Below are 25,131 nucleotides of genomic sequence, written 5' to 3' on the forward strand. Positions count from 1 at the left end.
GAATCCGCTGGCGTTCGTATCAGCGATGCGCTCGACGGGCTCTGCATGGTGGGACCACTCGGGCCCCCGGGGAATCCACCCGCCCGGCCGATGAGGGCCGGCGACGATGAGGAGTACGCAATGACCAGCAGACTTCGCTCCACCCTCGCGTTCGCGGCGATCGCCGTGCTCGCGAGCGCCTCGACCGTGGCGGTGCTCAATCCCACGGCGGCGCCCACGTCGATCGCGCAGACGGCCCCGGACCGCCCGGCACCCGACTCGCAATCCGACAGCTCTCTCGACGGGGCAGACCTCGCGGGGCTCACTCCGACCGAGAAGGAGTACCTGTACGTGCCGATCAAGCCCTGTCGCATCGTCGACACCCGCAAGGCGGGGGGCAAGCTGGCAGTGAACGAGCAGCGGGCGTTCGTCGTGAAGGGCACCACCGCCTTCGTTCCGCAGGGCGGAACGAGCGGCGGCTGCGGCATCCCGGCAGGCGCGACCTCGGCGACGTTCTCGTTCACGACCACCGAGGCGACCGGCAAGGGCCGGCTCAACGCGTGGCCGAACGGGGTCAGCGAGCCCGGGTCCACCGTCCTGTCGTACACGAACGCCAACAAGGTGACGTCGAATCCGACGGTCGCCCTGCAGCAGACCGGCTCGCCGCACCTTCGCGTTCGCAACTACGACTACTCGACGCACCTGGTCGTCGACGTCACCGGCTACTACATCGGCCAGATGTACGCGTACGTCAACTCGGGCGGCACGCTCGGCGGGAGTTCGCGGGTGGTCAGCGCAGCGAAGATCGGCACGGGTATGTACAACGTGACCTTCGACACCCCGCTCACGGGGTGCGTCGCTGTGGCGAACGCCGACTGGGGCGGGTACATCGCCAATGCGCTCTATACGACGTCAAGTCCCACCGTCACGGTGGTCGTCTACAACCACGCGGGCGTCGCGGCGGACTACTACTTCAATCTCGCGGTCCACTGCTAGTCGGGTAGCCGCACCGGCTCTGGCCGGTGGCTGACAGCTCCCACGTGCCCCGCGACGCCCCACGGCGTCGCGGGGCACTGGTGTGCGAGGCCCCTCGTGCTCGGCAGGACGCAGGTGTACCGTGCTGTTCATCACTCGGGGTTCGGGGCCTCCGGCATTGCGCAAGAACGAGGGAGTTCGCCATGCCCAGAAGGTTCCGTTCCACCGTCGCGCTCGCGGTCGTCGCCGTGCTCGCGAGCGCGTCCACCGTCGCGATCATGACCCACTCGGGCGATGCCGAACCGGCCTCCTTCGCCCGGACGGCGCCGGACGGCCTGCCCGGGCCGGACAGAGAGCCGCAGTCCAGCCCGATGAACGTCTCGCCGTTGGGCTCGGGATCCGAGCGTGGCGTGGCGGACGGGTTGGCATCCCTGGCGGCGATCTCGGAGTTCGAAAGAGAGCTCCTCTACGTCCCCATCGTTCCGTGCCGCGCCGTGGACACCCGCAAGGCGGGCGGCAAGCTCGCAGCGGGTGTGTCGCGCTCCTTCCTGGTCACGGGGGCGGACGGCTTCATCGCACAGGGTGGCAAGAGCGGCGGATGCGGCATCCCGGAATGGGCGTCGTCGGCGACGTTCTCGTTCACGACGGTCGAGTCCAGCGGCAAGGGCCGACTGAACGCGTGGCCGGTCGGGCTGAGCGAGCCGACGTCGACGGTTCTCTCCTACACGAGCGCGAACAAGGTGACGTCGAACCCCACGGTCGCCCTTCCGGGGCAGGGAACGCCTCACCTCCGGGTGCGCAACTACGACTACTCCACCCACCTCGTCATCGACGTCACCGGCTACTACATCGGCCAGATGTACTCCATCGGCGATCCCACCGGTGCCCCGGAGTCGTGGAGTCGCCAGACCGGGTACAGCCACGACGCCATCGGCGCCTATACGGTCTGGTTCGATGTGGATCTCACCGCGTGCGTCGCGGTGGCGAGCAGCCCCTACGCCGCGAACATCGTGACCGCCTACGCGTGGCCGGACTGGGATGCGGTGAGTGTCGACGTGTGGGACAGCGCGGGCAACCCTGTCGACGGCTGGTTCAACGTGGTGGTGCACTGCTGACCGGGACGAGCGGCCGCGGGCCGCGGCATCCCGTCGAAACACTCCGGCAACACGGCCGCGACTAGGCTCATCGCATGGGAGATCTCTTCGACGGCTACGGCTCCGTTCTGGCGCCGCGCAAGACGGCCACAGGGATCCCGGCGTACGACGAGATGTTCGGGAGCCCGGCTCATCCCGGGGCTCTGGCGGAGTCGCGGGAGGCCTACCGGGAGCTCTACCAGGCCCTCGCTCAGATGACCCAGGAGGAGCTGCGCGGACGCACCGCCTCCCTCGCGAGCTCGTACCTCGCACAGGGCGTCACGTTCGACTTCGCCGGTGAGGAGCGCCCGTTCCCGCTGGATGCCGTGCCCCGCGTCATCACCTACGACGAGTGGTCGCGCATCGAGGCCGGGGTCAAGCAGCGGGTGCGCGCGTTGGAGGCGTTCCTCGACGACGCCTACGGACGCCAGCACTGCGTCCGCGACGAGGTGCTTCCCGCCGGGCTCATCGCCTCGTCGCAGTACTTCTACCGCCAGGCCGCCGGCATCCACTCCGCCAACGGCGTGCGCATCCACGTGTCGGGGATCGACCTCATCCGCGACGAGCACGGCGAGATGCGCGTGCTCGAAGACAACGTGCGCGTGCCCTCGGGTGTCAGCTACGTGATCTCGAACCGCCGCGTCATGGCCCAGACGCTCCCCGAGCTGTTCGTCTCGATGCGCGTGCGCCCGGTCGGCGATTACCCGAACAAGCTCCTGGCCGCCCTGCGGGCGTCGGCGCCCGCCGGCATCGACGATCCCAACGTCGTGGTGCTCACGCCCGGCGTCTACAACTCCGCCTACTTCGAGCACACGCTGCTCGCCCGCCTCATGGGCGTCGAGCTCGTCGAGGGGCGCGATCTGCTGTCGATCGGCGGCAAGGTCTTCATGCGCACGACCCGCGGCCCCAAGCGCGTCGACGTGATCTATCGCCGCGTCGACGACGAGTTCCTCGATCCGCTGCAGTTCCGTGCCGACTCGATGCTCGGCGCCCCCGGCCTGATGCTCGCCGCGCGGCTCGGCAATGTCACGATCGCCAACGCCGTGGGCAACGGCGTCGCCGACGACAAGCTCCTCTACACCTACGTGCCCGACCTGATCCGCTACTACCTCGCCGAGGAGCCGATCCTGAAGAACGTCGACACGTGGCGGCTCGAAGATCCCGGTGCTCTCGAGGAGGTGCTCGACCGCCTCCCCGAGCTCGTGGTCAAGCCGGTGGACGGGTCGGGCGGCAAGGGCCTGGTGGTGGGCCCGGATGCCTCGCCCGCCGAGCTCGACACGCTCCGGCAGCGCCTGCTCGCCGATCCGCGGGGCTGGATCGCGCAGCCCGTGGTGATGCTCTCGACCATCCCGACGATGGTCGAGGACGGCATGCGCCCGCGCCACGCCGACCTCCGCCCGTTCGCGGTGAACGACGGCGAGGACGTCTGGGTGCTGCCCGGCGGTCTCACGCGCGTCGCGCTCCCCGAGGGCCAGCTGGTCGTCAACTCCAGCCAGGGCGGCGGGTCGAAGGACACCTGGGTCATCGGCGGCTCCGCGCCGTCGCATGTCGAGTACGGACAGGGCAGCGGACTCGCGGGCCTCGTGGCCGACCAGGCCGCGACCATCACGGCGGCGATCCCGATCATCTACGACGGGCAGCCCGAGCCGACGCACTCCCCGCAGGACCGCCCTCGCACCCGCGTCGAGCAGCAGGAGCAGCAGCAGCAGGCGCAGGGTGAGGCGGGAGACGCTTCGTCCGGCACACCACCGCTCGTCGAGCGACGCTTCGACTCGCTGACGCTCGCTCAGCGCGGGTCTACGCGAGTCGAAACGCCCGAAGAAGGTGCGCCATGCTGAGCCGCATCGCCGAGTCGCTCTTCTGGATCGGGCGCTACATCGAGCGCAGCGACGGCACGGCGCGCATCCTCGACGTCCACCTCCAGCTCCTGCTGGAAGACCCGTGGATCAACGAGGACACGGCCTGCCGCTCGCTGCTCAGCGTCATGGGCTCGCCCTCGCCGGAAGGCCTCGAGGTCGTCCGGCGCGAGGACGTGCTGGCACGCCTGGCGGTCGACCGCATGAATCCGTCCAGCATCGCCTACGCCCTCACCGGCGCCCGCGAGAACGCCCGCCGGGCCCGCGAGATCGTCTCCACCGAGCTGTGGGAGACCCTCAACACGACGAACGCGCGGATGCCGCGGCGCCTGCAGACCGACAAGGTGCACGAGTTCTTCCAATGGGTGCGTGAGCGTGCGGCGCTCGCCGTGGGCATCGTGGACTCCTCCACGAGCCGTGACGAGGCCTGGCAGTTCTTCACGCTGGGTCGCAGCATCGAGCGCACCGACATGACCGCACGCCTGCTGGCGACTCGGTCGCTGACCCAGGCATCCGGCCCGTCGTGGACCACCATCCTGCGGTCGTGCGGCGCCTACGAGGCGTACCTGCGCACCTATCGCGGCATGCCGAGCGCGCGCAACGCGGCGGAGTTCCTGCTGCTCGACCGGCTGTTCCCGCGCTCGATCATCTACTCGATCCAGCGCGCCGAGGAGTGCATGAGCGCCATCGATCCCCGTGCCGACCGCGTCGGCCACTCGAACACGGTGCTGCGCGCTCTCGGCCAGATCCGCAACGACCTCGAGTACCGGCCGATCGGCGAGATCCTCGGCGAGCTGCCGCAGCACATGCAGCGCGTGCAGACGGTGACGCGCGAGGCATCCGAGGCGATCCGCGGGCGGTTCTTCCCGACGCAGGCCGAGCCCAGCTGGATCGGGGAGATCTCATGAAGCGCCTGCGCATCGAGCACCAGACCGGTTTCAGCTATCAGGGCGACGTGTCGGCGTCGTACAACGAGGCGCGCATGCTGCCGGGATCGACCGACAGCCAGTTCGTGCTGAACTCGTCGCTCGACATCGAGCCGTCGACGTCGGTGAACCAGTACGTCGACTACTTCGGCACCCGCGTCGCCGCCTTCGACGTGCTGTCTCCGCACGCAGCGCTCACGATCACCGCTCGCTCGCTGGTCGAAGTGCGCCCGCGCCCGCTCGAGCACGTCGACGTCTCGTGGCACGCTCTCGGACGGGAGTCCGGCCGCTCCATCGAGACCGTCGAGCAGCTGGGGCAGACCAACCGCACGCGACCCCACCCCGAGGTCGCCGACCTCGCCCGGTCCATCGCGGCCAAGCACGATCACCCGGGGCGCGCGGCCCACGCGATCGCGACGGGGATCGGCGACGCCGTGGAGTACATGCACGGCATCACCGGGGTGCACTCGACCGCGCACGAGGCCTGGGAGGCCCGCAAGGGCGTGTGCCAGGACATCGCCCACGTGACGCTCGGGGCGCTGCGCGAGGTCGGCATCCCGGCCCGGTACGTCTCGGGCTACCTGCACCCCCGCCCCACGGCCGACGTGGGGGTCGCGGTCACCGGCGAGTCGCACGCGTGGATCGAGTGGTTCGCGGGCGAGTGGCAGGGCTTCGACCCCACGAACAACATCGAGATCGGCGACCGGCACGTGCTGGTCGGCCGGGGCCGCGATTACGGCGACGTGCCTCCGCTGCGCGGGGTGTACGCCGGCCCGTTCAAGAGCCACCTGCACGTGAAGGTCACCATCACCCGCGAGGCCTGACCCGCGCCCTTCTGGCTCAGCGCCGGTGCCGAACGCACATGTTGTGCGCGAATGCACATGGTTTCGCCGCGCACAACGTGTGCTTTCGCGCAGACCGTGTGCGCTCGCGGGGAGCGCCGTTGCGGGCTCCGGGCCCAGGCTCCCGGGCTTGCGAGGTCAGGCGGGCGGGGCGTCCGGGTCGAGCGTCTTGAGCGTGTCCTCCTCGGCCGGGTTGTCGGCCTCGAGCTGCTCCTCGGTGGTCTCGTCGCCGCCGACGGGGGCATCCTGCTCGACGGGCTGGTCCTCGGTGCCGTGCTGCTGGTCCATGACTCCACGCTAGGCCCCCGCCCGCGCCCCGGCAGGGGGTTGACGTGCGGACGCGGGAGGGGGCGGGTGCCGCGGCATCCGCAAGGGGGCCCTCAGAGCGCCGAGATCACCGCGTTGTCGAGCTCATCGGCGTCGACGCCCGGCCGATCGGCGCGGTTGGTCAGCAGCACCCAGGCCACGCCGGCCGTCGGATGCACCCAGAACTCGCCGCCGGACCAGCCGCCGTGGCCGTACACGTCGCGGTCGATGAGGCCCGGCGCGCGGCTGCGGAGGTTCCAGGTGAAGCCCCAGTCCTGACCGCGCTCGGCGGGGTACGGCTCGAGGCGGGGGATGTCGTCCGTGAGTGGGCGCAGCATCATCCCGAGGGTCGCCGGCTGCACGATTTCCCCGGCGTCGCGCAGCAGGGCCGAGCCGATCGCGAGCAGGTCCGTCGCGCGGCCGAGGAGGCCGGCGCCGGGGTGCCGCAGGCGGGCGAACGCCTCGATGTCGAGGCCGTTGGCTGCGGCATCCGGAATCTCAATCGGGTCGGATGCCTCATCCAGGGTGAGACCGTCGGCGCCGCTCCGGGCGGCCCAGGCGGCGAGCTCGGCATCCCAGGCGACGCCGGTCGCGTGCTCGGTCAGCGCGGCGATCCCCTCGAATGCGATCGTGGAGTAGCGCGACACCGTGCCGGCACGGAAGTCGCGGCCCAGGCTGACGAGCGCGGAGCGGAGGCCTGGGGCGTCCAGCGCGGGCTCGGCGATGCCGGAGGTGTGGCTCGCGAGGTGCCGCAGACGCACGATGTCGTCGCGGCCGGCTCCGAACGCGGGGAGCGCGGCCGAGAGCGGCGTCTCGGGCGTGAGCAGCCCGCGCTCGATCGCCCGTGCGGCGACCAGTCCGACGAGCGGCTTCGTGATCGAGAACAGGCGGTAGTGGTCGTCCGACCGGGTGGAGCGGGTGCCCGTCGCGCCGAAGGCGTCGAGGGCCACGGTGCCGTCGGCGGTCGCGATGCCGAGCACGGCGGTCGGCAGGCGCCCGGCCTCGACGTGCCGGCGTGCCCAGTCGAAGGCGGCGCCGTACGTGGTCATGCCGTTCTTCCCGAGCGAGGGTCGCGGCTGCCTGCGCGAGGCTCGAACCGCTCCGGCGGGAAAGCGGCGACGACGGCCTCTCGCAGGGTCTCGAGCGAGGCATCCGCTCCGAACCAGCCGTGGGCGCGCGCCTGCACGAGCACGTTGCCGATCGCCGTCGCCTCGACCGGTCCGGCGAGCACCGGCAGTCCCGACCGGTCGGCGGTCGCCTGGCACAGCAGGCGGTTCAGCGCCCCGCCCCCGACGATGTGCACGACGTCGATCTCGCGGTCCGTCAGGCGGCCCGCGGTGTGGACCGTCCGGGCGAACGCCGCGGCGATGCTCTCCACGATCGTGCGGGCGAACGCCGCCCGGGATGCCGGTACGGTCGCCCCCGCCTCCTCGAGCACCGCGGCGATACGGGCGGGCATGTCGCCCGGCGCCGACAGCCGCGGATCGTTGGCGTCGAAGATCGGGATCTCGCCGTCCGCGTTCCCCACGCCCCCTTCTGCCGCCGCTGACGCGTCACCCGAAGCCTCCGGGCGCGTGGGCCCGGCCGCGGCCTCCAGCAGCGCCGGGAGGTCGATCCGCTCGCCATCTTCGGACTCCCACGCCCGCACCGACTCGCTCAGCAGCCACAGGCCGGTGACGTTGTGGAGGAACCGCACCCGTCCGTCCACACCGCCCTCGTTCGTGAAGTTCGCCTCGCGCGCGTCGTCGGTGACAACCGGAGCGTCGAGCTCGACGCCGACGAGCCCCCACGTGCCGCACGAGATGTACGCCGCGTTCGGCGAGCTCAGGGGCACCGCGACGATCGCCGACGCGGTGTCGTGCGATCCGACTGCGATCACCTCGAGCGCCCGGCCGACGCGTTCGCGCGCCGCGCCGTGCAGCGCACCGAGACGCTCGCCCGGATCGACGAGATCGGGCAGGACGGATGCCGGGATCCCGAGCCGCTCGGCGAGCTCGAGGTCCCACTGCGCGCTGTGCACGTCGACGAGCCCGGTGGTCGAGGCGTTGGTGCGCTCCGCGATGCGGGCTCCCGTGAGCAGGAACGCGACGAGGTCGGGGACGAGGAGCGCGACGTCGGCATCGTCGAGGCGCTGCTCCGTCGCGTACTGATACAGGGTGTTGAACGGGAGGAACTGCAGGCCGTTGCGTCGGTAGAGCTCGGCGAACGGGATGAGCCCGTGCACCCGGTCGACGCCGCGCAGGGTGCGCTCGTCGCGATAGTGGAACGGCTCGGCGAGGAGTTCGCCGCTCTGCACCAGGCCGTAGTCCACCGCCCAGGAGTCGATGCCGACGCTCGCCAGGCCGGGCTCGCGCTCGACGGCCTCGCGGAGCCCGTCGACGATGTGCCGGTACAGCGCCGAGAAGTCCCAGTGCAGGCCGTCGGGGCCGGGCACGGGTCCGTTCGGGAACCGTGAGACGGCCTCGAGCTGCAGCATCCCGTCGCTCACCCGGCCGATCATCACGCGGCCGCTGGTGGCACCGAGGTCGACGGCCGCGACCGCGCCGCCGCTCATGCCCGTGCCCCCGTGCCGGCTGCCGACACGTTCGGCGCCGAGCGCACATGATGTGCCCGAGCGCACATGGTTTCGGCGCCCAAACCCCGTGCGCTCGGCAAAACCCTGTGCGTTCGGCGGAGCGCGCCGCCGCGGCCGCTCATCGCAGGAACGCCGCGGCGACGCCGGAGTCCACGGGGATGTGCAGGCCCGTCGTGCGCGAGAGCTCGGGGCCGGTCAGCACGTAGACCGCGTCCGCGACGTTCTCGGGCACGACCTCGCGCTTGAGGATCGTGCGGTTGGCGTAGTACTGGCCGAGGTCCTCTTCCTTGACGCCGTAGGTCGCGGCGCGGTTGGCGCCCCACCCGGCGGCGAAGATGCCCGAGCCGCGCACGACGCCGTCGGGGTTGATTCCGTTGACCCGCACGCCGTGCTCGCCGAGCTCGACCGCGAGGAGGCGCACCTGGTGGGCCTGGTCGGCCTTGGTCGCGGAGTACGCGATGTTGTTCGGGCCCGCGAAGACGGAGTTCTTCGACGAGATGTAGATGACGTCGCCGCCCATCTTCTGCTCGATGAGCGCCTTCGCGGCCGCCTTCGCCACGAGGAACGAGCCCTTGGCCATGACGTCGTGCTGCAGGTCCCAGTCCTTCTCGGTGGTCTCCAGCAGCGGCTTCGACAGCGACAGGCCGGCGTTGTTCACAACGAGGTCGATGCCGCCGAACGCCAGCACCGTGGCGTCGATCGCGGCCTGCACACCGGCGGCGTCGGCGACGTTCGCGGCGACGCCGATCGCGACATCCGTTCCGCCGAGCTCGGCGGCCGCGGCCTGCGCCTTCTCGAGATCGAGGTCGGCGACGACCACGCAGGCGCCCTCGGCGGCGAGGCGGGTGGCGATGGCCTTCCCGATTCCGGATGCCGCGCCGGTGACGAACGCGATGCGCCCCTGGTGGGTCTTGGGCTTCGGCATCCGCTGCAGCTTCGCCTCTTCGAGCGCCCAGTACTCGATGCGGAACTTCTCGGCATCGCTGATGGGGCTGTAGGTCGAGATCGACTCGGCGCCGCGCATCACGTTGATCGCGTTGACGTAGAACTCGCCGGCGACGCGGGCGGTCTGCTTGTTCGCGCCGAACGAGAACATGCCCACCCCAGGTACGAGCACGATGAGCGGGTCGGCGCCGCGGATCGCGGGCGACTCGGCCGTGGCGTGGGCGTCGTAGTACGCCTGGTAGTCGGCGCGGTAGGTGTCGTGCAGCTCGACGAGGCGGGCGACGGATGCCTCGACCGGCGCGTCGGCGGGCAGGTCGAGCAGCATCGGCTTGACCTTGGTGCGCAGGAAGTGGTCGGGGCAGCTGGTGCCGAGCTCGGCGAGCTCGGGCGCCCGCTCCGCGGCGAGGAAGTCGAGCACGACGTCGGAGTCGGTGAAGTGCCCGACCATGGGCTTGTCGGTCGACGCGAGGCCGCGGATCGTCGGCGCGAGTGCGGCGGCCTTGGCGCGCCGCTCCGCCTCGGGGAGCGCCTCGAACCCGGCCCGGACTCCGCCGAAGGGCTCGGCCGATCCGTTCGCGTCGAGGTAGGCCTGAGCGGTCTCGATGATCCAGAGCGAGTTGGCCTCCGCCTCCTCCGAGGTGTCGCCCCACGCCGTGATGCCGTGTCCGCCGAGGATGCAGCCGATCGCCTGCGGGTTCGCCGCCTTGATCTCGGCGATGTCGAGGCCGAGCTGGAAGCCCGGGCGCCGCCACGGCACCCACACCACCTTCTCGCCGAAGATCGTCGGGGTGAGCGCCTCGCCGTCGGCGGCCGTCGCGATCGCGATGCCGGAGTCGGGGTGCAGGTGGTCGACGTGGGCGGCGTCCACGAGCCCGTGCATCGCGGTGTCGATCGACGGCGCCGCGCCGCCCTTGCCGTGCAGGCAGTAGTCGAACGCGGCGACCATCTCGTCTTCGCGATCGAGGCCGGGGTACACGTCGACCAGGGCGCGCATGCGGTCGAGGCGCAGCACCGCGAGCCCCGACTCGGTCAGCGTGCCGAGGTCGCCGCCGGAGCCCTTGACCCACAGCAGCTCGACGGGCTGACCCGTGACCGGATCGGTGTCGGTGCCCTTCGCCGACGTGTTGCCGCCGGCGTAGTTCGTGTTCTTCGGGTCGGCGCCGAGTCGGTTGGACCGGGCGATCAGGTCGGCTGCTGCCTGGTTCGTCATGAGGGTGTTCCTTCGGTGGGGGTGCGGGGCGAGTCGCCAAGACACGCCGGGTCGGGTGTCACGGTGTCGGCGTGTTCTGGCGACTCGGGAGGACGGTGGAGCGCAACGCCGCGAGACGGGTCGCGATGCGGTCGAGAGAGACGGATGCCGCGGGCAGATCAGGTCGGTTGAGATGACCGTGCGTCGTGCCGGGCTCGGTCACGACCTCGATCGGCCGGTCGGCCGAGGCGAGCGTTGCGGCGAAGACCTCGCCCGAGACGCGGAGTTCGTCGACGTCGCCGTTGATCATGAGCGTCGGCGGGAACTCCGCCAGGTCGGCGGCCGTCGCCGCGCCCGGGACAGCCGGGAGCGGGGCTCGGTCGACCGGGTGGCCGAGGTAGTTCTGGTACATGCCGCGGACGGCATCCGGTCCGAAGCGATCGGCGTCGGGGTCGGCGTCCAGTGCAGCCCGAAGCTCCGGACCGGGTTCGGGCTGCACCGCGAGGAGCGTGGGGTACGCCAGGACGACCAGTGCGGGAAGCACGGCGACACCGCGTTCGATCAACCGCAGCGTGGCTCCGGCAACGAGGTTGCCGCCCGCGCTCGCGCCGCCGATCGCCAGGCGCGACGGATCGACGCGCAGGCGTGCGGCGTTGTCGACCGCCCAGGCCCAGGCGGCGAGGATGTCGTCGGAGGGCGCGGGGTAGCGGCATCCGTCGCCCGCCAGGCGGTAGTCGACGGAGACCACGGTCGTCCCGCGCGAGGCCAGGGACCGGGCGACGGAGTCGGCCTCGGGCATGTCGAGGTCGCCGCCCGCGAACCCCCCGCCGTGCGCCCACACGAGCCCTGCGCCGTGGGGCGCGCGCGCCGGGTAGACGCGCACGAGGCCGTCGGCAGCCGCGTAGGGGTCGGTCATCTCGGATCCTGACGTCGAGTCGCCAGGACACGCCGCCTGGTCGTCCAGGCGTACGGCGTGTCGTGGCGAGTCATGGGCTCGGTCAGGCGCCCCAGCCGGCCTGCGTGCCGCCCACGCGGTCGGCCACGATGCGCTGCTGGTAGCCCGAGGAGGCGTACGCGGCCATGGGATCGGCCGGGAGCCCGCGCGACTCGCGCCACTGTGCGAGCGCCGGGCGCACGTCGGTGTAGAAGGCGTCCATGAACACGGCGTTCGCCGCGAGCACGTCGTTCGCCGACTGCGCTGCGGCGAGGGCGTCGCGGTCGACGAGGAGCGCGCGGGCAGTCATCTCCTGGACGTTCAGCACCGAGCGGATCTGGCCTGGGATCTTGTCCTCGATGTTGTGGCACTGGTCGAGCATGAAGGCCACGTCGGGGTTGTTCAGCCCGCCGCCGCGGACGACCTCGAACAGGATCCGGAAGAGCTGGAAGGGGTCGGCCGCGCCCACGATGAGGTCGTCGTCGGCGTAGAAGCGCGAGTTGAAGTCGAACGAGCCCAGCTTGCCGAGCCGCAGGAGCTGCATGACGATGAACTCGATGTTGGTTCCCGGCGCGTGGTGGCCCGTGTCGAGGCACACCATCGCCCGGTCGCCGAGCGTCGCCACCTGCGCGTAGGACGTGCCCCAGTCAGGAACGTCGGTGTGGTAGAACGACGGCTCGAAGAACTTGTACTCGAGCACGAGGCGCTGCTCGCCGGTGAGGCGCGCGTAGATCTGGCGGAGCGAATCGTTCAGGCGGTCCTGGCGGGCGCGCATGTCGGTCTGACCCGGGTAGTTCGAGCCCTCCGCGAGCCAGATCTTCAGGTCGCGCGAGCCCGTGGCGTCCATGACGTCGATGCACTCGAGGTGGTGGTCGATCGCCTTGCAGCGGATGCGGTCGTCCTCGTGCGTCAGGGCGCCGAACTTGTAGTCCTCGTCCTGGAACGTGTTCGAGTTGATGGTGCCCAGCTCGACGCCGAGGTCCTCGGCGTGCCGGCGCAGGGCGCCGAAGTCGTCGACCTTGTCCCACGGGATGTGCAGGGCGACGCTCGGGGCCAGGGCGGTCACCCGGTTGACCTCCGCGGCATCCGCGATCTTCTCGAACGGGTCGCGCGGCGTGCCCTCGGTCGTCCAGACGCGGAAGCGCGTGCCGGAGTTGCCGAACGCCCAGGAGGGGAGCTCGATGCCCTGGCCTTCGAGGGCGGTGAGGATGTCGGGGGAGAGCGTGGTCACGATTCGTCGCTTTCTGCGCGGGCGGATGCTGCGGCATCCGCGAGCTGGTCTTCGAGGTGGAAGATCTCGGTGAGGGGGGTGGCGGCCTGGTCGGGACGCCCTTCGAGGCCGAGGAAGAACCGGCCCATCTCGGCTTCCCAGCGCGCCGCGACGGCGGAGCTCGCGAGGTACGCCTGCGCCGCCTCGTCGTCGTCGGTCTCGTAGTAGCCGAGCAGGCGACCGCCCTCCGCGAGGAAGAGCGAGTAGTTGCGGCGCCCGGAGGCGGCGATCTCGGCGAGCATCTCAGGCCACACCGGGGAGTGGCGCTCGAGGTACTCGTCGAGCAGCTCGGGACGGACCTGGAGCTGGAAGCAGATGCGGGGCATGGTTCTCTGGTTTTCGGTGTCCTCGGCGTCGAGGCGGGCCTAGGAATGAATCGTTTCATTCGCTGAGTCCAAGGTAAGCGGCGGCACCGGGCCTTGTCAAGACGAAACGCTTTCCCGGCGCGGCCGCCCGCGCTGCCCGGTGTACAGTCGTGCCATTCGCCGCCCTGCGCCGAGGGCGGCGCCGGAAGGGGTTCGCGGTGACGATCAGTGTCAAGGACGTCGCTGCGCTCGCGCGAGTCTCGGTCGGCACGGTGTCCAACGTGCTCAACCGCCCCGACAAGGTCGCGCCGGCGACCGTGGAGCGGGTGCAGTCGGCGATCGACGAACTGGGCTTCGTCCGCAACGACGCCGCTCGCCAGCTGCGCGCCGGCCGCAGCCGCAGCATCGGCCTCGTCGTGCTCGACGTGCGCAACCCCTTCTTCACCGATGTGGCGCGCGGCGCCGAGCGTCGTGCCGCCGACGACGACCTCTCGATCCTGCTCGGCAACAGCGACGACGACCCGGCCCGCGAGTCGAGCTACCTCGACCTGTTCGAGCAGCAGCGCGTCCACGGAGTGCTCATCACGCCGGTCGACGACGTCTCGCGGCGACTCGAGGGATTGCGATCCCGCGGCATCCCGGCCGTGCTCGTCGACCGCCCGAGCGACGGCATGGACTTCTCCTCCGTCTCGGTGGACGACGTCGCCGGCGGCCGCCTCGCCGTGGCGCACCTGATCGAGAGCGGCCGCCGCCGGATCGCGTTCGTCGGCGGGCCGTCCACCGTCCGCCAGGTCGCCGACCGCCTCGAGGGTGCGCGCAGCGCAGTGGCGCAGCATCCGGATGCCTCGCTCGAAGTGATCGAGACCGGGGCGCTGACGGTGCTCGAGGGCCGTGCGGCGGGCGAGGGGCTGCGGGACCGCGACGCGGCCGACCGTCCGGACGCGGTCTTCGCGGCCAACGACCTGCTCGCCGTCGGCCTGCTGCAGGCGCTCGTGATGCTCGGATCGGTCGCGGTGCCGGACGACATCGCGATCATCGGCTACGACGACATCGACTTCTCGGCGGCCACCGTCGTGCCGCTCTCCTCGATCCGCCAGCCCAGTGAGCTCATCGGACGCCGCGCGGTCGAGCTGCTGCTGGACGAGGTCGACGGCGTGGCGGAGCGGGAGCAGGTCGTGTTCCAGCCGGAGCTCGTGGTGCGGGAATCGACGAGGCCGAGGCGATGACGCGCAACTGGGCGGGCACCTACGACTACACGGCGCCGCGGATCGTCGCGGCGTGGAGCGAGGCCGATGTGATTCGTGCCGTCGCGGGCGACGGCCCGGTGCACGCGCTCGGCACGCGCCACTCGTTCACGGATCTGCCCGACACGTCCGGCACGCTCATCGACCTCGCCGGGCTCGAGGGCGGCTTCGCGCTGCGCGACGGAGAGGTGCGCGTGGCTGCGGGCACGCGATACGGAGTGCTGGCGACCTGGCTCGACGAGCGCGGTCTCGCGCTCCACAACCTCGGGTCGCTGCCCCACATCTCGGTCGCGGGCGCCACTGCGACCGGCACCCACGGCTCGGGGGACGCGAACGGCGTGCTGACCACGGCGGTGCGCGGCATCCGGTTCGTCGACGCCGACGGGGAGGTGCGCGAGGTGCGCAGCGGCGACCCCGACTTCGCCGCACTCGCGGTGGGCGTCGGGGCGTACGGCGTCGTGGTGTCGCTCGACATCGAGACGCGGCCGTCCTACCGGATGCGCCAGGACGTCTACCGGGATGTCTCGTGGGATGCCGCGCTCGGCGCTCTCGACACCGTCACGGGCGCGGGCTACAGCGTGTCGGTGTTCACCCGCTGGGAACCACGCACCGTCGGCTTCGTGTGGGTCAAGTCCCGACTGGACGCCGACGACGATCCCGTGCCGGACGCGCTGCTCGACGGCGTGCTCGACATCGACGCCGAGCCCCTCGGCGGTCTGGCCGACGTGACGAGGCTGCGCGGCGAGCCCGGGCCGTGGATGCTGCGGCTGCCCCACTTCCGCCTCGACGGCACTCCGTCGTTCGGTGACGAGATCCAGAGCGAGTACTTCGTGCCGCGCTCGGCGGCTCCGGCGGCGCTCCGCGCGATGCTCGCGCTGGGTGACGTCATCCGGCCGCTGCTCTTCGTGAGCGAGCTGCGCACGGCGTCGGCGGACGAGCTGTGGCTGAGCCCCGCCTTCGGGCAGGACGTGCTCGCGATCCACTTCACGTGGCACAACGACCCGGTCGGCGTCGCCGCGGTGCTGCCGCGGATCGAGGAGGCGCTCGCGCCGTTCGGCGCGAGGCCGCACTGGGGCAAGCGGCACGCCTTCGACCGTGCGGCGATCGAGCGCGTGCACCCGCGGCTGAGCGACGCCCGCGCCGTCTTCGAGCGGATCGACCCGCGCGGACGCTTCGTCAACGCCCACCTCGAGCGCGTGGGGCTGCGCGAGCAGCGCTGACCCGGGCGGTGGTCAGCTGGCGCGGCGCTCGCGCAGTGCCTCGTCGGACGGCACGCGCACCGGCGTCGTCGAGGCGACCTCGTCGCTGAACTCCTCGGGTGCCGCCGGCACCACCGAGAGGGGCCGCGTCTCATCGATCGTGAGCCGGAACCGCGCCTCCTCGGCGCGGTGCAGGCGGCCGGAGACGATCAGCCACGTGGCGCCGATGGCGAACGCGACGAGCGCGGCGCCGGCGCCGACGAGGATCGCCGCCCGCGGACCGTACTCGGCTGCGACCCAGCCCACGATGGGGGCGCCGATCGGAGTGCCACCCATCAGGATGGCCATGTACAGCGCGAGGACGCGACCGCGGAGCGCCGGATCCGTCGTCGTCTGGACGTACCCGTTGGCGGTCGTCAGCATCGTCACCACGGCGAACCCGGTGAACATGAGCGTGACGGCATATGCCCAATAGGAGGGCATCGCGGCCGACACCGCAGCGGCGCCGGCGAAGAGAAGAGTGCCGCCGATGACCACCCGGATGCGGGCACGGTCGCGCCGCGCGGCGAGCAGGGCGCCGGCGAGCGAGCCGATCGCGAGGATGGAGCTCAGGAGCCCGTACCCGTCGGCCTCCTGGCCGAACTCGAGCGCCATGGTCGAGGCGAAGATCGGGAAGTTCATGCCGAACGCCCCGACGATGAACACCATCGCGAACGTGACCATGAGGTCGGGGCGCCGCGCGACATACCGGAACCCGTCGGCGAGCCGCGAGGCCCCGGTCGCCTGAACGCGGGGGATCAGCTCGTCGGTGCGGATCAGCATGAGCGCCACGATCATCGCGAGGAACGTGACGGCGTTGACGAGGAAGACCCATCCGGTGCCGACCGCGACGATCACGATGCCGGCGACCGCCGGGCCGATCATGCGCGCGCCGTTGAACGACGCGGCGTTCAGGGCGACGGCGTTCGAGGCGACCTCTCGGGAGACGAGGTCGGACACGAAGGCCTGCCGGGCCGGATTGTCGAACGCGGCGATGACGCCGAGCCCGAGCGCGAACGCGTACATGAGCGGAAGCGTCATCATGCCGGCGAGCAGAAGGACGCCGATGGCGACGCCGACGAGCAGCAGCAGGCTCTGCGTCAGGACGAGCAGCTTGCGCCGGTCGAAGCGATCGGCCACCCAGCCGGTGACGCCGACGAGGAGCAGGGGCGGCGCGAACTGCAGGGCCATCGTGATGCCCATCGCCGCGGCGTCGTTGTCGGTCAGCTCGGTCAGCACGACCCAGCTGAGCGCGGTGGCCTGCATCCACGCACCGGTGTTCGAGACGAGGGCGCCGATGAACCAGACGCGGTAGTTGAAGACGGAGAACGAGCGGAACATGGCCGGAGTGCCGCGGTCTGGAGAGCTGCTCATCGGGCCACCATCCGTCCCATGATCTCGGCGGCATGCGCGAGCGCGGCACGGTCCTCGGGCGACAGTTCGGCGAGGGCGGCCTCGACCCACGCATCGCGCCGGCGGGCTGTCTCATCGACGACCGCGCGGCCTTCGTCGGTCAGGGAGATGACGACTTTGCGGCCGTCGTTCTCGTCGGCCGCGCGGGCGACGTAGCCGGACTCCTGCAGGCAGTTGACGGTGCGGTTCATCGACGGAGCGGAGACGCGCTCCCGGTCGGCGAGTTCGCCGAGCGTGTGCGAACCGTGCGCCCAGAGCGCGGCGAGGACCGCGAACTGGCCGTCGCTCATCGAGTCGACCGCGCGCTGCGTGCGCATGCGGCGGGCAAGGCGGAACGTCGCGATCCGCAGCTCGGAGGCCGCCGCGGAATGGTCGTCGTGGTGGTCTGCCGGTGTCGTGGCGGGCGTCGTATCGGTGCTCATGCGATTCCTTAGCATAGCTCATTAGCCTTGCTAAGGAAAATCCGGATGCCCCGGCCCGCCCCGGCGCGCGGCCTAGACTTCTGCGCATGCCCGAGTTCATCGATGCGCACGGCATCGCGATCGTCTACGACGTCCATCCCGCGAAGGGCGAGCCTCGGGCCGTGGTGCAGCTGCTCCACGGGGTGGGTGAGCACGCCGGCCGCTACGCGCGGCTGATCGAAGCGCTCACCGCGCAGGGCTACGCCGTGTGGGCGGCCGACCATCGTGGTCACGGCCGTACCGGCATGACCCAGCACGGCGGCGACATCGCCCGTCTCGGCCACCTCGGTCCCGGCGGCCTGCGGGCAGCGCTGGCCGCGATGTGGCAGTTCTCCGAGCAGATCCGCGCCGAGAACGCCGGGCTGCCGCTCATGCTGCTGGGGCACTCCGGCGGCTCCGTGCTCGCTCAGATGCTCGTGAACATGCACCCCGAGGCGTACGACGGACTGATCCTGACCGGCTCGGCGTTGCGCATGCCGGGTTCGATCCGCGCGAGTGGGCTGAACAAGCCCTGGGACGGTCCTGAGGCGATGGGCACCGAGTGGCTCTCGAGCGATCTGTCGGTGGGGCGGGCCTTCCTGGATGACTCGCTCACGACCAGCGAAGAGCCGATCAAGCTGATCGGCGTGCTGGACTCGCTTCGGATGTACGGTCTGCCCCGCAAGAACCTCGGCCGCGACATCCCGGTCCTCCTCATGGTGGGACGCGAGGACACGGTCGGCGGCCCGCGCAGCGTGCACAAGCTCGCCGCCGCATATCGCACTCGGTCGGGCCTCACTGATGTGACCACGCTGGTGTACCCCGACACACGTCACGAGATCTTCAACGACCTCTCGCAGGCCGACGTGCGCGCGGACCTGCTGGCCTGGCTCGACAAGCGGTTCCCGGTCCGAGACTGACGCACGCGGTGCGAACTCTTCCGGGTGGGCGGAAGGTCGGATGCCGCGTTCCCGTTGACGCGCGACCGGTCGGTGCGTCATCCTGTGACCAATGACATCCATGGGAGCGCTCCCATAGGTGCCGGCCCCGGTAAGGATGCCGCGGGCCACGGTCGACGAAGACCCGAGGAGAACCACCCCATGTCCCACTCATCCCCCCGCTCGTCACGCCGAAGGGTCGTGGCGCTCGGCGCGGTCGCGGCCCTCGCGGCCGGACTTGCGATTCCCGTCGCGGCGTCCTCCGCCGGCGCCGCCGACGGCGGTCTCGCCGGCTCGGACCTCTTTCTGAATCCCTGGAGCACGACGCTCGAGGCCGCGCAGAGTCTGAGCGGCCAGGCCCGTGCCGACGCCCAGTTGCTCGGCTCCATTCCATCCGCCGACTGGTTCACCACCGGAACGCCTGCCGAGGTCAAGGCGGCCGTGGACGCCGTGGTCGACGCCGCCGACGCACGCGGAGACATGCCCGTCCTGGTGGCCTACAACCTGCCGTTCCGCGACTGCGCGCAGTACTCGGCCGGAGGCGCCTTGAACACCGCGGCCTACACGGCGTGGATCGACGGCTTCGCGGCCGGGATCGGCGACCGCGCCGCCACCGTGATCCTCGAGCCGGACGGCCTCGGGATCATCCCCCACTACAAGACCCTGACGGGCGAGACCGAGTGGTGCCAGCCGGCCGAGGTGCCCGCCGCCACCGCGACCAGCGACCGCTACACGCAGCTCAACTACGCCGTGGACAAGCTCGGCGGGCTGGCGGACACGTCGGTCTACCTCGACGGCACCGGCGCGAGCTGGCTCAACGTCGGCGAGATCTCCGACCGTCTGATCAAGGGCGGCGTCGAACGCGCGGACGGCTTCTTCCTCAACGCCTCGAACTACCAGTTCACCGCGAACTCCACGGCCTTCGGCACCTGGGTGTCGTCGTGCATCGCGTACGTGACGAAGGTCAACGCGGGCGACTTCGGGGCCTGCGGCAACCAGTACTGGAACGGCGGCCCGGCCACGGACTGGCAGGGCGACGCGATGTCGCAGTACGGCGAGTGGAGCTCGGGCAACCCCGTGCTGACGCTCAACACGGCCGGGGTCGATTCGCGGTACGACTCGATCCTCGGCGACGTCGAACCGACCACCAGGTTCGTCATCGACACGAGCCGCAACGGGCTCGGTCCGTGGCAGTACCCCGCCGGGGTCTACTCGGCGCACGAGGACTGGTGCAACCCGCCGGACCGCGGATTGGGCCTGCGCCCGTCGACCGAGACGGGTACGCCCCTCGTCGACGCCTACCTGTGGATCAAGGTCCCCGGTGAGTCCGACGGCAAGTGCTTCCGCGGCACCGCCGGCCCGCTCGATCCCGAGCGCGGCATGGAGGACCCCGCCGCCGGGCAGTGGTTCGTCGAGCAGGCGCGGGAGCTCATCGCGCTCGCCAACCCGCCGATCGCGGCGCTCGACTGCCACGTCAAGGTCGTCGGCAAGAAGATCGGCAAGGGGTTCGTCGCCGCTCTCACCGTGCGCAACAACGGCACCACGACGCTCGACCCGTGGACGCTGTCGTGGAGCTTCGACTCCACGCAGAAGGTCGTCAAGGTCGTGGGCGGAACCGCCGTCCAGGACGGGGCCGACGTCACCGTGACCGCACCGCGCGTGCACAAGGCGCTGCGGCCCGGGAAGACGACGGCGCTCGTCGTGACGGGCACCGGCGCAGCGGTCGAGCCCTGGCAGTTCCACCTCAACGGCAAGGCCTGCACCACCTGACGGATCGCGGCGGCGACGGGATGCTTCCTCCCGTCGCCGCCGCTCCGCGCGCGGGCCGAACGGGCGACGGCGGATATCAGGGTGCAGGCCGTCTTGTCCACCCTCGGCCCCGTTGCGCCCATCGCGCGGAGTCGTCGATAGGCTGACGCGTCGCCGGCGACTGCCGCGGCATCCCTCCCGAAAGGTCCCCCCACCTTGATCACTCTCAGCTGGCTCCTCCTCATCGCCCTCGCCGGTGGCGTCGTCGCCCTCGTGGACGGCGTCCTGCGCCTCCGCGGCAAGGGCGGCACCGTTCTCGGCGTCATCGAGATCATCGTCGCCGCGCTCTTCCTGCTGTCGCTGTTCGTGCCCGGCATCCCGTTCGGTGCTCTCGTGCTGGGCGTCGCGACGCTCATCGTGCTGATCATCGCCCTGATCGTCGGCCGCCGCCGCGGATTCGCGCTGCCGATCGTCGGTCTCGTGCTGATTCTCCTGTGGATCGTGCTCGTCAACCGCTGGCTCATCATCCCCGGCATCAGCTGACGCGCAACCCCGGGCGCCCGCTCTCGCCGGCGGGCGTCCGGTCCGCGTCCTCTCTGCCGGGCTGGCCGGGCCGGCATCGCCGTGCGGCAATAGGCTGAACCCATGCACGGCGAATACAAGGTGCCCGGCGGCAAGCTGGTCGTGGTCGATCTCGAGGAGCGCGACGGACGCATCGCGGACTTCCACCTCGCGGGCGACTTCTTCCTCGAACCCGACTCCGCCCTCGACGACATCGACGCCGCGGTGAACGGCCTGCCGATCGAAGCGGATGCCTCGGCCATCGCCGCCGCGGTGCGCTCGGCCCTTCCCGACGGGGCGCAGCTGCTCGGGTTCACCCCCGAAGCCGTGGGCACGGCCGTGCGCCGAGCCCTCGTCACGGCGCCGGGGTGGCGCGACTTCGACTGGGAGATCGTGCACGAGAAGCCGGTGTCTCCACGGATGAACCTCGCCCTCGACGAGATTCTCACCGGCCGGGTCGGTGACGGCCGGCGCCGTCCCACCCTTCGCCTGTGGGAGTGGGACGAATCCGCCGTCGTGATCGGCTCCTTCCAGTCCCTGCGCAACGAAGTCGATCCGGAGGGCGCCGCACGCCACGGCTTCGACGTGGTCCGTCGCATCTCCGGCGGTGGCGCGATGCTCATGGCCGCAAACTCGATCGTGACGTACTCGCTCTATGTCCCGGCATCCCTCGTCGCCGGCCTGACCTTCGCCGACTCCTACGCGTTCCTCGACGACTGGGTGCTGCAGGCGCTGCGCTCGCTCGGCATCGAGGCCACCTATCAGCCGCTCAACGACATCGCCTCGCCCCAGGGCAAGATCGGCGGCGCCGCCCAGAAGCGGCTCGCGAACGGCGGGGTGCTGCACCACGCCACGCTGAGCTACGACATGGACGGCGAGATGATGACCGAGGTGCTGCGCATCGGCCGCGAGAAGCTCAGCGACAAGGGCACGGTCTCGGCCGCGAAGCGCGTCGATCCGCTGCGGCGGCAGACCGGGCTGCCTCGGGCCGAGATCATCGAGCGTTTCAAGGACACATTCGCGAAGCTCTACGGCGCCGTTCCCGGGAATATCACCGAAGAGGAATACGCCGAAGCAGAGGCGCTGGTCGAGTCAAAGTTCGCCACCGACGCCTGGCTGCGGCGGGTGCCGTGACCCGTGCCCGCTGACCCGGAGCCCGCCGGATCGGTCGAGATCCACGCCGGCGACAACCTCGAGGTGATCCGCGGCTTCGCCGACGGCTCGTTCACTCTCGTGTACCTCGACCCTCCCTTCAACACCGGCCGCCGGCAGGAGCGGTCGCTCGAGACGGCCCGAGCGCCGGGGGAGTCCTCGGTCCTGGTGCAGAAGGGCTTCCACGGCCGCGAGTACGAGCGGCTTCGCGGTGACCTGCGCGCGTACGGGGACCGGTTCGACGACTACTGGGGCTTCCTCGAGCCCCGGCTGATCGAGGCATGGCGGCTGCTCGCCGACGACGGCACGCTGTACCTCCATCTCGACTACCGCGAGGCGCACTACGCCAAGGTGCTGCTCGACGCGCTCGTGGGCCGCGACCGGTTCCTCAACGAGCTCATCTGGGCGTACGACTACGGCGCCAAGACCCGCAAGCGGTGGCCCACGAAGCACGACACGATCCTGGTCTACGTCAAGGATCCCGACCGCTACTGGTTCGACTCCGAGGCCGTGGACCGCGAGCCCTACATGGCCCCGGGACTCGTGACGCCCGAGAAGGCGGCGCGCGGAAAGCTGCCGACCGACGTGTGGTGGCACACGATCGTGCCGACGACCGGGCGCGAGAAGACCGGCTATCCCACCCAGAAGCCGGAGGGCGTGCTGCGCCGCATCGTGCAGGCCTCGAGTCGCCCGGGAGACCGGGTGCTCGACTTCTTCGCGGGAAGCGGCACGACCGGCGCGGTGGCGTCGGCGCTCGGCCGCAACGCGGTGCTCGTCGACGAGAACCCCGAGGCCATCGCCGTGATGAGAGAGCGGATGCCGCACGCCACCCTGGTTTCGTAGCGGCACGCGGCCGCCGACCGCACGCCGTCGCCGCGACGCGAGGCAGGCCTCCTAGGCTGGACCCCATGCGCTTCGGAACCTTCATCCCCCAGGGCTGGCGATTCGACCTCGTCGGCATCGAGCCCGCCGACCACTGGCGCGTCATGGCGACGCTCGCACAGCAGGCCGACGACGGCCCGTGGGAATCGCTGTGGGTCTACGACCACTTCCACACCACGCCGGTCCCGAGCGAAGAGGCCACGCACGAGGCCTGGACGCTGATGGCGGCCTTCGCCGCGTCGACGAGCCGCATCCGCCTCGGCCAGATGTGCACCTGCATGGGCTACCGCAACCCCGCCTATCTCGCGAAGGTCGCCGCGACGGTCGACGCCGTCTCCGGCGGACGAGCGGAGATGGGCATCGGCGGCGGCTGGTACGAGCACGAGTGGAAGGCGTACGGCTACGGTTTCCCCGGCATCCCCGATCGGCTCGGGATGCTGCGCGAGGGCGTCGAGATCATGCACCAGGCATGGACGACCGGCGAGGCCACGCTCGACGGGAAGCACTACCAGGTCGACGGCGCGATCGTGCGGCCGCTGCCGTTGCAGGAGGGCGGCATCCCGCTGTGGATCGCCGGGGGCGGTGAGAAGGTCACGCTCAAGATCGCGGCGAAGTACGCCTCGTACACCAACTTCGCCGGGTCGATCGAGGAGTGGGACCGCAAGAGCGAGATCCTCCGCGGACACTGCGACACCCTCGGTCGCGACTTCGGGGCGATCACCCGGTCGTCGAACTTCAACACGATCGTCGGCGAGACCGAGGCGGAGGCTGCCGATCGACTCGCCGCCGTGAAGGCGCGCCTGCTGCCGCACCTCGGCCAGGAGCGCGCCGACGCCATCGAGCGCGACTACCTCGCGTCGCCGGCGTTCGGAACCGTCGAGCAGGTCGCGGAGCGCCTCGCCGAACGTGAACGCCACGGGCTCGGGTACGCGATCCACTACTTCCCCGAGGCGGCGTACGACCGTTCGGGCGTGCAGCTCTTCGAGCGCGAGGTCATCGGCAGCCTCGGCTAGTCGCCGGGCCGGCCTCTGCGCACCAGATTCAGGAGACACGCCGCGGCGCGGGGCTGTTGAGGCGCCGACGCGCGGCGTGTCTCCTGACCTTGTGCTGGCGGCCGCAAGCGGAGCTGATTCGGCCCGTGGCGCACATGCCGCCACCTCCCCGCACGAGACTCAGGAGACACGCCGAGAGATGGGGCTGTTGAGTGCTGAAGCGCGGCGTGCCGCCTGACTGTGTGACGAAGAGGCGTCGCCGCACGCCTCCTCCCAAACGTGGGTTCGCGCTCATCCGTGCACGGAAGCCGCGCAACGGTGGGAGCGCCACCACGGGAGTCGCAGGCTCGACCTGTGTTCAAGACGACGGCCCGGACGCCCGCCGATCAGTCCCGCTGGCTTCGCCGGGGCGATCTGCTCGAAGAGGGGTGGACCCCCGGTCGAATCCGCAAAGCCGTCGCCGGGGACCTTCTGCTCCGCCCGCGGGAGGGCGTGTACCTGCCGTCTGACGCGCCGGGGGATGTCGTCGACGCGTGCCGGGTCGGCGGAAGGCTCGGCTGCGTCTCAGCGCTCGCGCACCACGGCATCTTCGTCATGACAGCGACCGCGCTTCACGTGCAGCTGCCGCCGAATGCGTCGCGGCTCCGGGAGGTCGCCCGTCCGCTCCGCTTGCATTGGGAGCGACTGCTTCGGTCGCCGCACCCTCAGGCCGTAGCGATCGAGGTGTTCGATGCGCTCGTTCAAGGGGTGCGGTGTCAGTCGCCTCGAGCGTCGGTCGCGACCATCGACTCGGCGCTGCACCTGGGATTGCTGCGGCGCGACGAACTGGAGGAGCTCTTCGACGCGCTCCCGCGTCGCTACAGTCGGCTGCGGCCGCTGCTGGACTCTCGAAGCGAGTCGGGTCCGGAGTCGCTGATGCGGCTGATCCTGCGGGCGCTCGGCGTGCCGTTCGAGGTTCAGGTTCGCGTGCCGGGGGTGGGCCGCGTCGACTTCCTGGTCGCCGGGTGGCTGATCATCGAGTGCGACAGTCGTGAGCATCACGCCGACTGGGAGTCGCAGCGACGGGACCGGCGCCGCGACCTGGCGGCCGCCCGTTCTGGCCTCGTGACGTTCCGCGTGATCGCGGAGGACATCCTGTGGCATCCCGACGAAGTCCGGGCCGCTCTCGCCTGCCTGGTCCGCTCTCGACGCGCCGCCGGTGACCGCACCGGATTCAGGAAACACGCCGTCGCGCTGGGCTGACCAGGCTCGGTGGCCGGCGTGTCTCCTGAATCCGCGACGGCGGCG

General features: G+C 70.9%; 23 protein-coding genes. 14 read left to right on the forward strand and 9 right to left on the reverse strand.

The window, feature by feature from the left end; translation table 11 throughout:
• Positions 1-120 precede the first annotated feature (120 nt).
• The 5 genes from SOM19_RS02765 (at position 121) to SOM19_RS02785 (ending at position 5,693) form a co-directional block, all read left to right on the forward strand.
• Positions 121-975 carry a hypothetical protein gene (locus tag SOM19_RS02765; RefSeq protein WP_320485022.1) on the forward strand — a complete coding sequence of 285 codons (855 nt, stop codon included), beginning with the start codon at positions 121-123 and terminating at the stop codon, positions 973-975.
• Positions 976-1,157: 182 nt separating this feature from the next.
• Positions 1,158-2,069 carry a C2 domain-containing protein gene (locus SOM19_RS02770; protein ID WP_320485023.1) on the forward strand — a complete coding sequence of 304 codons (912 nt, stop codon included), beginning with the start codon at positions 1,158-1,160 and terminating at the stop codon, positions 2,067-2,069.
• Positions 2,070-2,143: 74 nt separating this feature from the next.
• Entirely contained in the window at positions 2,144-3,925 is a 1,782-nt protein-coding gene (locus SOM19_RS02775) for a circularly permuted type 2 ATP-grasp protein (protein ID WP_320485024.1), read from the forward strand.
• Positions 3,919-4,851 carry an alpha-E domain-containing protein gene (locus tag SOM19_RS02780; RefSeq protein ID WP_320485025.1) on the forward strand — a complete coding sequence of 311 codons (933 nt, stop codon included), beginning with the start codon at positions 3,919-3,921 and terminating at the stop codon, positions 4,849-4,851. Before SOM19_RS02775 ends, SOM19_RS02780 begins: the two co-directional genes overlap by 7 nt.
• Complete coding sequence (locus SOM19_RS02785) at positions 4,848-5,693, forward strand: transglutaminase family protein (protein ID WP_320485026.1); 846 nt, start codon at positions 4,848-4,850, stop codon at positions 5,691-5,693. The genes SOM19_RS02780 and SOM19_RS02785 overlap by 4 nt, the downstream gene beginning before the upstream one ends.
• Before the next feature lie 156 nt (positions 5,694-5,849).
• Here SOM19_RS02785 and SOM19_RS02790 read toward each other — a convergent pair whose 3' ends face one another.
• The 7 genes from SOM19_RS02790 to SOM19_RS02820 form a co-directional block, all read right to left on the reverse strand.
• Entirely contained in the window at positions 5,850-5,999 is a 150-nt protein-coding gene (locus tag SOM19_RS02790; RefSeq protein ID WP_320485027.1) for a hypothetical protein, read from the reverse strand.
• 92 nt (positions 6,000-6,091) lie between these two features.
• Positions 6,092-7,066, reverse strand: a complete 975-nt coding sequence (locus SOM19_RS02795) for a serine hydrolase domain-containing protein (RefSeq protein WP_320485028.1) — start codon at positions 7,064-7,066, stop codon at positions 6,092-6,094.
• Positions 7,063-8,571: a rhamnulokinase gene (locus SOM19_RS02800; RefSeq protein WP_320485029.1), complete on the reverse strand. Its 1,509-nt coding sequence runs from the start codon at positions 8,569-8,571 to the stop codon at positions 7,063-7,065. Before SOM19_RS02800 ends, SOM19_RS02795 begins: the two co-directional genes overlap by 4 nt.
• A 139-nt stretch (positions 8,572-8,710) precedes the next feature.
• Positions 8,711-10,747, reverse strand: coding sequence for a bifunctional aldolase/short-chain dehydrogenase (locus SOM19_RS02805; RefSeq protein WP_320485030.1), 2,037 nt, complete (start codon positions 10,745-10,747; stop codon positions 8,711-8,713).
• A 58-nt stretch (positions 10,748-10,805) separates the two neighbouring features.
• Complete coding sequence (locus SOM19_RS02810; RefSeq protein WP_320485031.1) at positions 10,806-11,642, reverse strand: alpha/beta hydrolase fold domain-containing protein; 837 nt, start codon at positions 11,640-11,642, stop codon at positions 10,806-10,808.
• Positions 11,643-11,724: 82 nt separating this feature from the next.
• Positions 11,725-12,891, reverse strand: coding sequence for an L-rhamnose isomerase (gene rhaI / locus SOM19_RS02815; protein ID WP_320485032.1), 1,167 nt, complete (start codon positions 12,889-12,891; stop codon positions 11,725-11,727).
• Entirely contained in the window at positions 12,888-13,256 is a 369-nt protein-coding gene (locus SOM19_RS02820; RefSeq protein WP_320485033.1) for an L-rhamnose mutarotase, read from the reverse strand. The genes rhaI and SOM19_RS02820 overlap by 4 nt, the downstream gene beginning before the upstream one ends.
• Positions 13,257-13,453: 197 nt before the next feature.
• On the opposite strand from SOM19_RS02820, the gene SOM19_RS02825 reads away from it, so the two are divergent.
• Positions 13,454-14,461 (forward strand): LacI family DNA-binding transcriptional regulator, encoded by a 1,008-nt coding sequence (locus SOM19_RS02825; protein ID WP_320485034.1) that lies wholly within the window; start codon positions 13,454-13,456, stop codon positions 14,459-14,461.
• Positions 14,458-15,699 carry a D-arabinono-1,4-lactone oxidase gene (locus SOM19_RS02830; RefSeq protein ID WP_320485035.1) on the forward strand — a complete coding sequence of 414 codons (1,242 nt, stop codon included), beginning with the start codon at positions 14,458-14,460 and terminating at the stop codon, positions 15,697-15,699. Before SOM19_RS02825 ends, SOM19_RS02830 begins: the two co-directional genes overlap by 4 nt.
• 12 nt (positions 15,700-15,711) lie before the next feature.
• On the opposite strand, the gene SOM19_RS02835 is transcribed toward SOM19_RS02830, so the two are convergent.
• Both SOM19_RS02835 and SOM19_RS02840 read right to left on the reverse strand, forming a co-directional pair.
• Positions 15,712-17,091, reverse strand: a complete 1,380-nt coding sequence (locus SOM19_RS02835; RefSeq protein WP_320485036.1) for an MFS transporter — start codon at positions 17,089-17,091, stop codon at positions 15,712-15,714.
• Positions 17,088-17,552 carry a MarR family winged helix-turn-helix transcriptional regulator gene (locus SOM19_RS02840; protein ID WP_320485037.1) on the reverse strand — a complete coding sequence of 155 codons (465 nt, stop codon included), beginning with the start codon at positions 17,550-17,552 and terminating at the stop codon, positions 17,088-17,090. The genes SOM19_RS02835 and SOM19_RS02840 overlap by 4 nt, the downstream gene beginning before the upstream one ends.
• Positions 17,553-17,638: 86 nt before the next feature.
• On the opposite strand from SOM19_RS02840, the gene SOM19_RS02845 reads away from it, so the two are divergent.
• The 7 genes from SOM19_RS02845 (at position 17,639) to SOM19_RS02875 (ending at position 25,086) form a co-directional block, all read left to right on the forward strand.
• A complete protein-coding gene (locus SOM19_RS02845; RefSeq protein WP_320485038.1) occupies positions 17,639-18,490 on the forward strand; it encodes an alpha/beta hydrolase in 852 nt (283 codons plus the stop codon).
• A gap of 180 nt (positions 18,491-18,670) precedes the next feature.
• Positions 18,671-20,278 (forward strand): glycoside hydrolase family 6 protein, encoded by a 1,608-nt coding sequence (locus SOM19_RS02850; RefSeq protein ID WP_320485039.1) that lies wholly within the window; start codon positions 18,671-18,673, stop codon positions 20,276-20,278.
• Positions 20,279-20,473: 195 nt separating this feature from the next.
• Entirely contained in the window at positions 20,474-20,800 is a 327-nt protein-coding gene (locus tag SOM19_RS02855) for a hypothetical protein (RefSeq protein ID WP_320485040.1), read from the forward strand.
• A gap of 102 nt (positions 20,801-20,902) precedes the next feature.
• On the forward strand, positions 20,903-21,952 hold the full coding sequence (lplAB, locus tag SOM19_RS02860) for a lipoate-protein ligase LplAB (RefSeq protein ID WP_320485041.1): 1,050 nt from the start codon (positions 20,903-20,905) through the stop codon (positions 21,950-21,952).
• 3 nt (positions 21,953-21,955) lie between these two features.
• On the forward strand, positions 21,956-22,813 hold the full coding sequence (locus SOM19_RS02865; protein WP_320485042.1) for a DNA-methyltransferase: 858 nt from the start codon (positions 21,956-21,958) through the stop codon (positions 22,811-22,813).
• A 65-nt stretch (positions 22,814-22,878) separates the two neighbouring features.
• Complete coding sequence (locus SOM19_RS02870; RefSeq protein ID WP_320485043.1) at positions 22,879-23,865, forward strand: LLM class F420-dependent oxidoreductase; 987 nt, start codon at positions 22,879-22,881, stop codon at positions 23,863-23,865.
• A 333-nt stretch (positions 23,866-24,198) separates the two neighbouring features.
• On the forward strand, positions 24,199-25,086 hold the full coding sequence (locus SOM19_RS02875; RefSeq protein ID WP_320485044.1) for a hypothetical protein: 888 nt from the start codon (positions 24,199-24,201) through the stop codon (positions 25,084-25,086).
• Positions 25,087-25,131 lie beyond the last annotated feature (45 nt).

Source organism: Microbacterium sp. CFBP9034 (assembly GCF_034045255.1).
Lineage (GTDB): Bacteria > Actinomycetota > Actinomycetes > Actinomycetales > Microbacteriaceae > Microbacterium.